The sequence below is a fragment of the Allosphingosinicella vermicomposti genome, from assembly GCF_003012815.1.
GTDB classification, from domain to species: domain Bacteria; phylum Pseudomonadota; class Alphaproteobacteria; order Sphingomonadales; family Sphingomonadaceae; genus Allosphingosinicella; species Allosphingosinicella vermicomposti.
Map to the genome: position 1 here is coordinate 466,528 of NZ_PXYJ01000002.1, position 12,481 is coordinate 479,008.

Genomic DNA, 12,481 nt, shown 5'->3' on the forward strand with positions numbered 1-12,481 from the left:
TCCTTGTAGACGAAAAATGAGAGATACTTACATCAATGTCAATAACCCGGTCCCGCCTCAGCCCTGAAGAGAGCCGGTCCGCGGCGCTGGAAGCGGCCCGCGCCTTGCTGATCGAGGATGGCCCCCAAGCGCTGACGCTGAAGGCCGTCGCAGCGCGCATGGGCCGGACGCACGCCAATCTGCTCCACCATTTCGGCTCGGCAGCGGACCTTCAGAGCGCGCTCGCCCGGCACATCAGCGAGCGGGTAATCGCAGGCATTGCAGGCGCAGTTCAACGCGCCCGCGAAGGCACGACCGATCCCCGGGAGATCGTCGACCGCACGTTCGACGCGTTCGACAAGGAAGGCGGCGGCGCCCTCTTCGCCTGGATGATCTTGTCCGGCAATCATGAAGCGCTCAAACCCATTCTCGACGCCATCCACGCCCTCGTCGATCAGCTCGGCGACGGCCACGGCGACCATCCGGTGCATGAGACGACCTTGTGGCTGGTGCTGGCGGCGCTTGGCGATTCCCTCCTCGGAGCCCCCATGGCCGACGCCCTCTCCCTCCCCCGCGACAAGGCCCGCTTGCTTGCCCGCGCGCAACTGCTCCACGCCTTGGGGGTGGCTCCTTCGCCGCCAACAGGCTAAGGAACCGGCAACTCCGCCCGTGAAGGCGAAGCCCTCCCCCTCGATGGGGGGAGGGTTGGGTGGGGGTGATGCTGGGGACATTCACCGCCCTATGTCGAACATCACCCCCACCCGGCCTCCCCCATCAAGGGGGAGGGGCTCACCCTCGCGCGCATCAAACGACATCCTATATCCGGACCTGACATGCATTTTCTCGATCAAGCCAAAATCTATGTGAAGTCCGGTTCCGGCGGCCCCGGCGCGGTCAGCTTCCGGCGCGAAAAGTTCATCGAATATGGCGGACCGGACGGCGGCAATGGCGGCAAGGGCGGTGACATCGTGTTCGAAGCGGTCGCCGGCCTCAACACACTTATCGACTTCCGCTACACCCAGCATTTCAAGGCGCCGCGCGGCAAGGGCGGCGCTGGCTCCAACATGACCGGCGCGGGCGGCGATGATCTCGTCATCAAAGTGCCGGTCGGAACCCAGGTACTGTCGGAAGACAAGGAGCATGTCCTCCTCGATTTCACCAAGATCGGCCAACGCGAAGTCTTCCTGCGCGGCGGCGACGGCGGACGCGGCAATGCGAGCTACAAGACTTCCACCAACCGCGCGCCGCGTCAGCACGGCACCGGCTGGCCCGCTGAGGAAGCTTGGGTCTGGCTGCGGCTGAAGCTGCTGGCTGACGCGGGCCTTGTCGGCCTCCCGAATGCGGGCAAATCGACCTTCATCAACGCCGTCACCAACGCCAAAGCGAAGGTCGGCGAATATGCCTTCACCACCACGCGGCCCCAACTCGGCGTCGTCAGCCATCGCGGTCGTGAATTCGTGATGGCCGACATTCCGGGCCTTATCGAAGGCGCGGCGGACGGCGCGGGGATCGGCGACCGCTTCCTCGGCCATATCGAACGCTGCCGGGTTCTCCTTCACCTTGTCGATGCGAATGCCGAGGATGTGGCCGAAGCCTATGCCATCGTCCGTGGCGAGCTCGAAGCCTATGGCGCGGGCCTCACCGACAAGCCGGAAGTCGTCGCCTTGAACAAGTCCGACACGATGGACGACGAACTGCTCGACGCCCTGTCCGACGAACTGGAAGCAGAATGCGGTGTTCGCCCGCTCCGTCTGTCCGGCGCGACCGGCGCGGGTTTGGATGCGGTGCTCGACGCGCTCCAAGCCCACATCCAGACCTTGGATGCCGAAGATGGCGAAGAGGAAGAAACAAAGTGGTCGCCCCTCTAAAACCCTCCTCGGTACGGGGAGGATTTGAGTGACCACCCTCGCCATTACCGGCGGCACCGGCTTCGTCGGCCAGCATCTGCTGCGCATGGCCGTCGAACAGGGCCATCAGGTTCGCGCCCTCACCCGCCGCGCTCAGGATTCGTCCGATGGCATCGCCTGGGTTGAAGGCGCCCTCGATAAGCCCGACAGCCTCGCGCACCTCGTGGAAAATGCCGATACGGTCATCCACGTCGCCGGGCGCATCGCGGGCACGCGCCGGCAATTTGAAGAGGCGAATGTCACCGGCACCGCCAACATGATCGAAGCCGCGCGGGCCGCTGGTGTCCGGCGCTTCATCCACATATCCTCCCTCGCCGCGCGCGAGCCGCATCTCTCCGATTATGGCTGGTCGAAGAAGCTGTCCGAAACGGTCGTCGCCGATTCCGGTCTCGACTGGACGATCATCCGCCCGCCCGCCGTCTACGGCCCTGGCGACAGGGAAACGCTGGAACTATTCAAGATGGCGAAGCGCGGCTTCGTCGCCTTGCCGCCCGCAGGCCATTTCTCGGTCATTCACGTCGCGGACCTGTGCCGCCTGATCCTCGCTCTTCCCCAAGGCCCAGAATCCCTCGGCCAGACCTACGAGCCTGACGATGGGCGCGAGGGCGGCTGGGAACATCGCGACTTTGCGCGTACCCTCGGCCACCTCTTCGACCGCCGCGCAACGACACTTTCGGTGCCCAAGCCCGTCCTCCACGGCGCCTCGGCCCTCGACCGCCTGTTCCGGCGCGGAAACGCCAAGCTTACCGCCGACCGCGTCCGCTATTTCTGCCACCCCGATTGGGTCGTGACCGCGCACAAACGGCCGCCGCAGCGCTTGTGGACACCCCAGATCGGTACGGCCGCCGGTCTTAGGGGCACAGCTGAATGGTATCTCCAGCAGGGTTGGCTCTGAGGAAAAGATACCGTTGGGGCTGGGCCTGTCGAAGGCTTGCCATTCACTTTCGACGGGAAAGAAGGACAGCCCTTCGACACGCTCAGGGCGAACGGCATGGGTGGCAGCCTTTACCTTTCCGCGCATCGTCACCGCCCCGCCCCTTTCTCGCCCAAATCGCTTGGCAGGGGGCGGCAGGACACGATAAGGATTGTTCATGACCGATAGAGATGAAACCTTCGCCAAGGTCGGCGAGCTGATCGCACCGTTCAACAAGAAGGGTGTCGAGCTTTCCGAAGCCACTACCTTTGCGGGCGACCTTGAATGGGACAGCCTGACCGTGATGGATTTCGTCGCGGCGATCGAGGACGAATTCGACATCCTCATCACCATGAACATGCAGGCCGAAATCGAAACCGTTGGCCAGCTCGTCAACGCCGTTGAAGATCTCCGCAACGGCGGAGAATAATCATAGCCCCTCCCCTTCAGGGGAGGGGTTGGGGTGAGGCATGTCTCCGGAAGACTCTGAACTCTACGTCGCAGATCGCCCCCACCCAACCCTCCCCTGAAGGGGAGAGCTCAACATTCGGAACCCAACGATGACCGATCTCTTTTCCAAATTCGATCCGCTGATCGCCGAGCGTCAGGCCCTGCTCGACACGGGCGTGCGCGATCCCTTTGCCATCGTCATGGACAGGGTGCTTTCCCCGACGCAGGCGATCATCCAGGGCAAGGAAACCATCCTCCTTGGCACCTATAATTATATGGGCATGACCTTCGATCCCGACGTGATCGAAGCGGGGAAGAAGGCGCTCGACGAATTTGGCTCCGGCACCACGGGCAGCCGCGTCCTCAACGGCACCTATCAGGGCCATAAGGCGTGCGAGGACGCGCTGAAGGAATTTTACGGCACGAAGCACGCCATGGTCTTTTCGACCGGCTATCAGGCGAACCTCGGCCTCATGTCCACGATTGCGGGCAAGGACGATTACATCATCCTCGACGCCGACAGCCACGCCTCCATCTATGACGGCTGCGCGCTCGGTAACGCGAACATCGTCCGCTTCCGCCACAATAGCGTCGAAGATCTCGACAAGCGCCTTGGCCGCCTGCCCGCCGAGGGCGGACGCCTCGTCGTCCTCGAAGGCGTCTATTCGATGCTTGGCGACATCGCGCCGCTCAAAGAAATGGTCGCGGTCGCCAAGAAACATGGCGCCATGATCGCCGTCGACGAGGCCCACGGCATGGGCTTTTTCGGCGCCAATGGCCGCGGCGTGTTCGAGGAAGCGGGCGTGGAAGCCGACGTCGATTTCGTCATCGGCACCTTCTCGAAATCGGTCGGCACGGTCGGCGGCTTCATCGTTTCGAACCACCCGAAGTTCGACGTGCTGCGCCTCGTCTGCCGCCCCTATGTCTTCACCGCTTCGCTGCCGCCGAGCGTCGTCGCGACCGCCGCGACCTCGATCCGCAAGCTCATGCATGCGGAGAATAAGCGCGCGCACCTTTGGAAGAACAGCAAGCGCCTCCACCAGGGCCTGCGTGACCTCGGCTATAACATCGCGACCAAGGAAGCCGAAAGCGCGATCATCGCCGTCCTCCTTCCCGATCAGGAAAAGGCCGTGATGACCTGGCAGGCTCTGCTCGAACAGGGCGTCTATGTGAACATGGCCCGCCCGCCCGCGACGCCCGCCGGCATGTTCCTGCTGCGCTGCTCGCTCTGCGCCGAGCATACGGACGAGCAGGTCGATCTGATCCTCGAGCGTTTCGCCAATGCGGGGCGGATTGCCGGGGTTATTGGTTAAGCTCCTCCTTTTCCACGTCACCCCGGCGAAAGCCGGGGTCTCATGACGAAAAGGGCGCTTAATTCCCGACTAGATTCCGGCTTTCGCCGGAATGACGCATTTGTGGCTAGACGTGCGGTTCAGACGCCTTCCAATTGAGGCCAATCGAGAAATACGGGGATTTTCCGCCGCTTTCTCTTGCCAGCCGCTTGGGTTAAGGTGGGCTGATGTCTGACGAGGATCTGGACGGCCGGGCCGAGGGGCCATCCGCTGGCTGGCGCCGGGGATGGGCGAGCATCGGTGCCATTCTGGCTACCCTCGCGCTCATCGGCCTCGTCACCATGGTCACGCTGACCAATCAGGCGCGGGACCGGGCGCTCGATTGGGAGCGGCATACCTATGACGTGATGCTGCTCACCCGCACGGTAGACGCCAGCATCGCCCGCTCCGAGGCGGCGCTTGGCCGTTACGTCCTCGACGAACAGCGGACGACCGGCACGATCTATTATAATGAATGGCGCCTCGCCGCGCGGCAGATCGACCAGTTGCAGAAGCTCGTCAATCGCGACGGCGCGCAGGCAACGCGCGTCGACGAGCTTAAAAAGGTGTTTGAGGAACGCGGCGCCGAGCTCGCCACCGCGGCGGCGCAGGCGGCGCGCGGCAAGGAAGCGGGCGGTGTCCCCTATTTCTATCAGGCGGGCATGTCGAAGACCGGCCCGGCGCTGCGCGGCAAGCTCGACGAAATCGCGCGCAACGAGCAAGAGGCACTGCGCCAGCGCATGGCCGAAACCAGTATGTTCGCGCAGCAAGCCGATCAGCTCACCAACTGGCTGAGCTGGATCGGCATTTTCATCGCCATTGCCGCTATCGCCTTGGGCGCTGCGGCCTTCCGCGCCGCCTCGCAATGGCTGGCGGCGCGCCGGGAGGCGGATGACGAATTTCGCCGCGCGGGCGCCCTTGAATATGCAGTCGCCGAACGCACGCGCGAGCTTCGCGAGGCGAACGAGCGGCTGCGTGAGGAAGCCGCAGAGCGCGCCGCTGCCGAAGCGCAGCTCCATCAGGTGCAGAAGATGGAGGCGGTCGGCCAGCTGACCGGCGGCATCGCGCACGATTTCAACAATATGCTTGCCGTCATCGTCGGCGGCCTTGATCTTGCGAAGCGCAAGCTCGGCGTCTCGCGTGAAGAGGCGGAGATGCAGATCGATCACGCGATGGAAGGCGCGACGCGCGCAGCCGCCCTCACCCGCCGCCTCCTCGCCTTCGCGCGGTCTGAACCCTTGCTGCCGAAGGGGATCGCGCCCGCAGCGCTCGTCCGCAATATGCTGGACCTGGTCGACCGCGCGATCGGCGAACGGATCGTGGTGGAAACGCGATTACCGGTCGATGCTTGGCACGTTTGGGCGGACTCCAGCCAGCTTGAGAATGCGATCCTCAACCTTTGCGTCAACGCGCGCGACGCGATGGGCGGCGAAGGGACGCTGATTATCGGTGTCGATCAGGTGGCGCTAAAAGATAGTGAAGTCGGCAAGCTGCCGTCGGGCGATTATGTGCGGATCAGCGTCGAAGACAGCGGTTGCGGCATCCCGCCCGAACATCTCGCGCGCGTCGCCGAACCCTTCTTCACCACCAAGCCCGTCGGCAAGGGCACCGGTCTTGGCCTCAGCCAGATATTCGGGTTCGCGCGCCAGTCCGGCGGCGACATCGCCATCCAATCGGACGTGGGAGTGGGCACGATCGTGTCGATCTTGCTGCCGCGCGCTAAAGAAGGGACCTTGCGCCAATCCGCTACGGCGCCGGTACAAGAGGGCGGAGCCGATCCACAATTCCTGCCCGACAATATGGCCATATTGGTCGTGGAGGACGACCCCCGCGTCAGCCGCGCGACGACAGGGGCGCTCAAGGAATTGGGCTATGATCCCGTCGCCTGTTCGGGCGGCACGGAAGCTTTGGCAATTCTTGAGCGACGGCGTGATATCGCACTCGTCATCACCGACGTGATGATGCCGGAAATGACGGGGCCGCAGCTCGCGCGCGCCATTGCCGAGCTATATCCCCATGTCGCATTGCTGTTCGTCACCGGATTTGTTGGCGAAGCCGGCGATGCGGACGAGCTGGCGGGCTACGATATCGTACGAAAGCCGTTCACGATCCCGGTCCTCGCGAGCGCCGTCCAGGCCGCCCTCGCCCGCCGGGTCAGCGGATTGCCCGTCCCTTCAGCAACCGAGGCAGCAGAATAAACGCCGCGACGAGCGGTACTTTGCGATGCCAGGGGCGGATGCGGATGCTCGTCCCGGCGTGGCGATTGATCTTCCATGCGAGATAATCGATGCCGCCTGCGAAGGTGAAGCTCGCCTTGGCAAGACGCAGGACGGACAGCCACTTCCCCTTTCGCTGCATCTTCCGCCACCGCCGCGTCATGATGTCATGGGAAGGGAGCGTGTTCCGTCTGACGGTCTCAAGGGCGGCCTTGCCGAATTGTTCGTAGCGCGACCGGTCCGCTTCGACGACGTCAGATGAGCGCGACTTTCGCTCGGCCCTCAATTCCGCGCCATAGGTCAATGCGAAACCGCGCTTCCACACATCATCCGGCGCCGGTTCTGCGTTATCCGCGATCATTGGCAGGGTGAACTCGAACAAGGTGGGTGCAGCCTGCGCGACGCTTTCGACCACCTTCTGTCGCGCTTCATCATCTTTCGCCCACACTAGGCGTGCGGGCTGCGCGAAGCGGGCCCAGACCGAAACGCTTCGGGCGTCCAAACCGGTTTCGCGCTGAAAATCCGCCTCGCTCAGCACCGCATATTTAGCGGCGAGCCCATGATGTTCGAAAGGGAAGACATTGGGCGGGATGAGGCTGTTCGCCGTCGCCAGCCATCGGCGGCCATAAGCGGCGCGATAATCCGAAACGATCAGGTAGAAATCGAGCATCTGCCCATCGAGCTCGGCAGTGCGCAAGCAGGAGCCGTAGAAGAGAACGGCACGAGCCGCACCCGGATAGAGGGCCGCGATCGCCTCAGCCATCGCTGCAACGCGCGGCTGGACGGGCTCGGCAAGCTCCGCCGCGACGAGGGACGTCAGGGCCGGGGTCACGCCGCGAGGCGGAGAAAAGGCACCGGCGCGGTATGTTTGAGGATGATCGGCGCGCCGTCATTCGCCTCAAACAATTCGCCGTCGAGGATCACGCTGGAATGATCGCCCTCGATCAAGATTTCGTCGCCGCGCTGGACATGGACGCCGGTCAAGTGACGGCGGCCGAGCTTGCCCATGATCGCGGCAATGCCCGCCCGGGCCATGGCGGCAAAACGGCCCTCGACAACCAGCATCTGAAGCGCACCCTTCTTGCCGCCGCCTTGGGGCGTATGGCCGCCGAGCAGCAACCGCTCCAGCGTCGTTACCATCATGAAGGCGAAGCGTCCCTGGATCTGGCCTTGCCGCATGACGGAAATCGTGACCGGCTTCGGGCGCGGCGGCAGGAAGGCGAAGCGCAGGCCCAGGAACAGGGACAGAAACAAAGCCAATGCCGTCAACGCGTGGCTAAACCCGTTTGGAAGGCCCAAAGGATAGATTTTGTGGCGGCAGAACAGGATCGTATCGGCCAATCCCGCGCCGCCCAGAAACATGCCGAGCACAGGCCGCGCCGCTGCGCCACCCGACAAGGAAATCAGCTCGCGTGAGACGATATGCGGCGCAAGATCGGCGCGGGCGATTTCCAGTACCCGTTCAAGCGCGGTGAGCGGATCGCCCACAGCGCCGAGATCGAGGGCAATCAGGTTGGTCTTGCCGTTGGGAAGAACGGCGACCGGCGGCGGGGCATCGCCAAAATGCCCGCCTTGGTAAAGTTCGGTCAGGGCTGCCTGAACCGTGCCGTCGCCGCCGTTGATGACCAGCACCTTGGGATCGACACGAGCAATAGTTCGCAGCGCAAGGCCGATCTGGCTCACATCTTCCACCTCATAATGGAAGATGTCTTCGTGCCGCGCGCAAAAGCTCCGCACCTCCGGCAGCAGGGACTTATTTCCCGTCGACCGCGGATTGGAAAGGAGCGCGACTCTAGCCATTCTTATCCCTTGACTGGCCTGATCGAAAGGCCGTTGCGATAGTTCATCACGACGTTGATCCGCGTCACGCCTTCGCCGGCGTTGAACGCGACCTTGCTGTAAGCTGGCTTCAAATTGGTCAGGGATAAATTGGGGTTGCCAGAAAAGCCGCCGCCATCGCTCCAGCCCGATTTGCCGTCGCCATTGGCGTCATGCCGTACCGCGATCGCATAACGGCCGGCCTTGGGCACCGCGATGCAGACCGGCATGGATGATCCGCGCGCGGACACTTCTACCCGGCGCATCTTCTTGCCCTTGGCAAGGAAATCGGCCGGATTGCTGCCGTAAAGCTGGACCCGCACCTTGCCGACATTGTTCTTGAGGCCGCTGACATTGACGAGAACGGCAGGGCCGTTGCCGCTGTTGCACGATGCCGCGTCGGAGCCGACGGCACTCTGCGCCGCGGCCGGAACCGCAAGCAGCATAGCCGCTGCGGCGAGGGACATCAGTTTGAACATGACCAAGACGCTCCTGGAAGCTATAGCCACCCGCCTGTTGGCGTGATCGCCGAGTTGACTCAGCCCCCTGAGCTTTCAAAGTGGGTGAAGGTTGCGGCCAAAATGTGGTCAAGGGACGTCTAAAAGTTGAGAATTGGCACGCAAATCGACCGCTATCTCGCCCGCCTGATTGCGGTGCCGTTGCTTGCGACCCTCGTTCTCGCCGCCATGCTTCTGCTCCTGGACAAGATGCTGCGCCTTTTCGACTTCGTGGTGACTGAGGGCGGCCCTGTCGGCGTCGTGTGGAAGATGCTGGCGAACCTCATCCCCGAATATCTTTCGCTTGGCATCCCCATCGGACTGATGCTGGGCATCCTGCTTGCCTTCCGCAAGCTCGCTTTATCGTCGGAACTCGATACGCTGCGTGGCGTCGGCCTGGGTTATGGCCAGCTGCTTCGCGCGCCCTATCTCTACACTTTCGCGTTAATGGCGCTCAACCTCGCCATCGTGGGCTTCGTGCAGCCTTATGCGCGTTATGCCTATGAGGGGTTACGCTACGAATTGCGATCGGGCGCACTTGGCGCTTCGATCAAGGTTGGCGAATTCACCAATCTCGGCAAGCGGATGACCGTGCGGATCGAGCGAACCGCCGATGAAGGGCGGCGCCTTTACAGCGTTTTCGTCCGCGCGGATTCCGATGATGGCAAGACGCTCGCGGTGACTGCCGACGAGGGCCAGTTCCTTGCAACCGACGATCCCGACACGATCCTCCTGCGCCTTAAGGACGGCCGCCTCGTCCATGACGCGCCGGACTACAGGGTTCCGCGCGTGCTCAGCTTTGCCAATCACGATCTCCCCATCGACCTTCCGGTAATCGAAGCGTTTCGCAACCGGGGCGATGGCGATGTCGAGCTGACGATCCCGGAATTGATGCGGATCGGGCGGGACGACCGGGTGAGCGAGGATCGCCGGGACGAAGTACGCGCCAATTTCCATTTCCGGGTGGTGGAGGTGGCGATGATGCTCCTCCTCCCCCTCCTTGCCGTCGCCTTGGCGGTACCGCCGAAGCGGTCGACGTCGGGCCTTGGCATCTTCCTGTCGATCGTAATGGTCGTCACCTACCACAAGGTGAACCAATATGCCGAGCAGATGGGCGCGCAGGGTCGGATCGACCCGATCATCGCCCTTTGGGTGCCGTTCTTCCTGTTTGCGGCGCTCATCCTGTGGATGTTCCACACCCTCGCGTACAAGCCGGGCGGCCAGCCGATCGGCGCGCTTGAAAGAGGGGCCGCCAAGGTTGGCAAGGCGATCGGTTCGATCCTGAAACTCCGCTTCCGCCGGGGAGCCGCCACGGCATGATGAATGTTCATTTCTTCCCGTCGAAACGCATCGCCTTCTACATGGCGAAGCTGTTCGTATTGCGAAGCCTCGCGGTTCTCGCCGCCCTCGTCATCATCCTGCAGACGCTCGACCTTCTCGGCGAATCCGGAAAGATCCTCGCCGTTGAGGGCAACGGTGATCCGGAGCTATGGCGATATGTGTCGCTACGTGTGCCTCAGCTCGTTTCCCGCTTCCTGCCTTTTTCCGTGCTGCTCGGCACGCTCATCACCCTCGCGACCCTCAACCAGAATAGCGAAGTGGTGAGCATGAAGGCCGCCGGAATATCGGCCCACCAGATCATCGCGCCTTTGATGGTCGCGAGCCTGGGCATTGCCGCCTTCACCTTCGTGTTTCAGGAACGTGTGGTGACGCGCGCCACGGCCGAGCTCAACCGCTGGACGAAGGTGGATTACGGCCCGGTCCCGCCTGACAGCGGCACGCTGACCGACGTCTGGGTGCGCCATGGCGACGACATAATTTTTGCTGGCGAGGTCACTGGCAAAGGCGCGGCGACGCGGCTTGCCAACGTGAAAGTCTATGAGCGCGAGGGCGGGACGCTTCGCGCGATCATCGAGGCGCAGCGGGGCGTTCCCGTCAATCAAGGATGGCGACTTGAGCAGGCGCGCCGCTTCGACGTGACGGCGGGCACGGAAACGCAGGCTGCGGCGATCGACCTTCCCAATGATGCGGAGCCCGACCAGTTCACCCTCGCCCGCGTCGATGCGGGGGAGATGGATTTCATGACGCTTCGCGCCGCAATTGCGGACCTTAAAGTCGCGGGTCGGCCGACAGGGCCGCTGGAAGCGGGTTTATGGCACAAGCTGTCGGGTCCGCTGTCTGCAGTATTAATGCCGCTCCTCGCCGGAATCGCGGCGTTCGGCCTTGCCCGTTCCGGCCAGCTCTTCATTCGCGCCGTGGCGGGCATGGCATTGGGTTTCGCCTATTTCGTGGTCGACAATTTCGCGCTGGCGATGGGAAATTTCGGGGCTTACCCACCGGTGCTCGCGGCGTGGGCGCCGTTTTTCCTGTTTCTGCTGATCGGCGAAACGGTGCTGGTGCGGACCGAGGAATGACGGGTGCTATCCCACTGAGTCTCTCACGCAACACCCACGGAAATCCCCACTTTCGTCCTATTGCTGCCTTATTGCCATTTCATGACGAAGACACATATGGGCTCGCATAAAGTGGCAATTGCCGGGGCCGACACGTGAAGGATTTGTTGTGAAAAGCGCCGAAACCCTGCGTCCCGGCTTCTGGAACCGGTCGCACCACCTCGACAAGATGACGCTGAAAGAGCTGGTCGTCGCCTATTTCCAATATCCGGCGATCATCGCCTATCTGTCGCTGTCGGCGATCGCGCTGGCCTTCTTCGTTTCGCACCCGGCGCCGATCGTCCCCTCACTTCTTGCCGTTGGCGTTTCGATGTTGGCCTATCCACTGGCCTGGTATCTGCTGCATCGCTGGGTGCTGCATAGCCGCTGGATGTTCAAGGTGCCCGCATTGGCCTCAACCTGGAAGCGCATCCATTACGATCATCATCAGGATCCGAACCACCTGGAAGTGCTGTTCGGCGCGCTTCACACGACCTTGCCGACAATCGCGCTTGTCACCGCGCCGCTTGGCTATTGGATCGGCAGCTTCTGGAATGCAGGGTTGAGCGGTGCGGCCATCGCCTTTGCAACCGGCCTGCTCACCACCTGCTTCTACGAATTCTGCCACTGTATTCAGCATCTGGCCTACAAGCCGAAGTCGAAGTGGTTGGCGGAGATGAAGAAGAAGCACATGGCCCACCATTTCCATGACGAAAATGGAAATTACGGCATCACCACCTTCTTCTGGGACAAGCTGTTCGGTACGCATTACGACCGCGCCGAGCGTCCGGAAAAAAGCCCGACCGTCTTCAACCTCGGCTACACGCCGGAGGTCGCGCAGCAATATCCCAAGGTTGCTCAGCTGTCCGGCGGCGTTGCCACGGGCCACCCGCGCCAGCGCGGATAAAGCAAGGCGGCGGGGGCCGCGTATTTTTGGT

Annotated in this window: 12 protein-coding genes; 9 read left to right on the forward strand and 3 right to left on the reverse strand. The window is 62.8% G+C overall.

Annotation, left to right across the window (positions count from 1 at the left end; genetic code table 11):
• The first annotated feature begins 35 nt into the window (after nucleotides 1-35).
• From C7I56_RS08135 to C7I56_RS08160, 6 genes are all read left to right on the forward strand, one after another.
• Entirely contained in the window at nucleotides 36-629 is a 594-nt protein-coding gene (locus tag C7I56_RS08135) for a TetR family transcriptional regulator (RefSeq protein ID WP_106640074.1), read from the forward strand.
• Nucleotides 630-812: 183 nt separating this feature from the next.
• Nucleotides 813-1,847 (forward strand): GTPase ObgE, encoded by a 1,035-nt coding sequence (gene obgE, locus C7I56_RS08140; protein ID WP_106640075.1) that lies wholly within the window; start codon nucleotides 813-815, stop codon nucleotides 1,845-1,847.
• A 28-nt stretch (nucleotides 1,848-1,875) separates the two neighbouring features.
• Nucleotides 1,876-2,781 (forward strand): NAD-dependent epimerase/dehydratase family protein, encoded by a 906-nt coding sequence (locus C7I56_RS08145; protein WP_106640076.1) that lies wholly within the window; start codon nucleotides 1,876-1,878, stop codon nucleotides 2,779-2,781.
• 196 nt (nucleotides 2,782-2,977) lie between these two features.
• A complete protein-coding gene (locus C7I56_RS08150; protein WP_106640077.1) occupies nucleotides 2,978-3,229 on the forward strand; it encodes an acyl carrier protein in 252 nt (83 codons plus the stop codon).
• Between the two features lie 130 nt (nucleotides 3,230-3,359).
• A complete protein-coding gene (gene spt, locus C7I56_RS08155; RefSeq protein WP_106640078.1) occupies nucleotides 3,360-4,562 on the forward strand; it encodes a serine palmitoyltransferase in 1,203 nt (400 codons plus the stop codon).
• Nucleotides 4,563-4,768: 206 nt separating this feature from the next.
• Nucleotides 4,769-6,778 (forward strand): ATP-binding protein, encoded by a 2,010-nt coding sequence (locus tag C7I56_RS08160; protein WP_106640079.1) that lies wholly within the window; start codon nucleotides 4,769-4,771, stop codon nucleotides 6,776-6,778.
• Here C7I56_RS08160 and C7I56_RS08165 read toward each other — a convergent pair.
• The 3 genes from C7I56_RS08165 to C7I56_RS08175 are packed head-to-tail and all read right to left on the reverse strand — an operon-like array spanning nucleotide 6,735 to nucleotide 9,093.
• Nucleotides 6,735-7,628 carry a hypothetical protein gene (locus C7I56_RS08165; RefSeq protein ID WP_106640080.1) on the reverse strand — a complete coding sequence of 298 codons (894 nt, stop codon included), beginning with the start codon at nucleotides 7,626-7,628 and terminating at the stop codon, nucleotides 6,735-6,737. The genes C7I56_RS08160 and C7I56_RS08165 overlap by 44 nt on opposite strands.
• Nucleotides 7,625-8,596: a diacylglycerol kinase family protein gene (locus C7I56_RS08170; protein WP_106640081.1), complete on the reverse strand. Its 972-nt coding sequence runs from the start codon at nucleotides 8,594-8,596 to the stop codon at nucleotides 7,625-7,627. The genes C7I56_RS08165 and C7I56_RS08170 overlap by 4 nt, the downstream gene beginning before the upstream one ends.
• 2 nt (nucleotides 8,597-8,598) lie before the next feature.
• Entirely contained in the window at nucleotides 8,599-9,093 is a 495-nt protein-coding gene (locus tag C7I56_RS08175; protein WP_106640082.1) for a DUF2141 domain-containing protein, read from the reverse strand.
• A gap of 132 nt (nucleotides 9,094-9,225) precedes the next feature.
• Between C7I56_RS08175 and lptF the strand changes: the two genes are divergently transcribed.
• The 3 genes from lptF to C7I56_RS08190 all read left to right on the forward strand — a co-directional run bounded on the left by lptF (nucleotide 9,226) and on the right by C7I56_RS08190 (nucleotide 12,450).
• On the forward strand, nucleotides 9,226-10,431 hold the full coding sequence (gene lptF, locus C7I56_RS08180; RefSeq protein WP_106640219.1) for an LPS export ABC transporter permease LptF: 1,206 nt from the start codon (nucleotides 9,226-9,228) through the stop codon (nucleotides 10,429-10,431).
• On the forward strand, nucleotides 10,431-11,525 hold the full coding sequence (lptG, locus tag C7I56_RS08185) for an LPS export ABC transporter permease LptG (RefSeq protein ID WP_106640220.1): 1,095 nt from the start codon (nucleotides 10,431-10,433) through the stop codon (nucleotides 11,523-11,525). Before lptF ends, lptG begins: the two co-directional genes overlap by 1 nt.
• A gap of 208 nt (nucleotides 11,526-11,733) precedes the next feature.
• Entirely contained in the window at nucleotides 11,734-12,450 is a 717-nt protein-coding gene (locus C7I56_RS08190; protein ID WP_106640221.1) for a sterol desaturase family protein, read from the forward strand.
• The last annotated feature ends 31 nt before the right edge of the window (nucleotides 12,451-12,481 follow it).

What these genes read in the sequence shown, in the direction of transcription:
- C7I56_RS08135 (WP_106640074.1), top strand. Translation starts at nt 36, where the DNA reads ATGTCAATAACCCGGTCCCGCCTCAGCCCTGAAGAGAGCCGGTCCGCG.
- obgE (WP_106640075.1), top strand. Translation starts at nt 813, where the DNA reads ATGCATTTTCTCGATCAAGCCAAAATCTATGTGAAGTCCGGTTCCGGC.
- C7I56_RS08150 (WP_106640077.1), top strand. Translation starts at nt 2,978, where the DNA reads ATGACCGATAGAGATGAAACCTTCGCCAAGGTCGGCGAGCTGATCGCA.
- spt (WP_106640078.1), top strand. Translation starts at nt 3,360, where the DNA reads ATGACCGATCTCTTTTCCAAATTCGATCCGCTGATCGCCGAGCGTCAG.
- C7I56_RS08160 (WP_106640079.1), top strand. Translation starts at nt 4,769, where the DNA reads ATGTCTGACGAGGATCTGGACGGCCGGGCCGAGGGGCCATCCGCTGGC.
- C7I56_RS08170 (WP_106640081.1), bottom strand. Translation starts at nt 8,596, where the DNA reads ATGGCTAGAGTCGCGCTCCTTTCCAATCCGCGGTCGACGGGAAATAAG.
- C7I56_RS08175 (WP_106640082.1), bottom strand. Translation starts at nt 9,093, where the DNA reads ATGTTCAAACTGATGTCCCTCGCCGCAGCGGCTATGCTGCTTGCGGTT.
- lptG (WP_106640220.1), top strand. Translation starts at nt 10,431, where the DNA reads ATGAATGTTCATTTCTTCCCGTCGAAACGCATCGCCTTCTACATGGCG.
- C7I56_RS08190 (WP_106640221.1), top strand. Translation starts at nt 11,734, where the DNA reads ATGACGCTGAAAGAGCTGGTCGTCGCCTATTTCCAATATCCGGCGATC.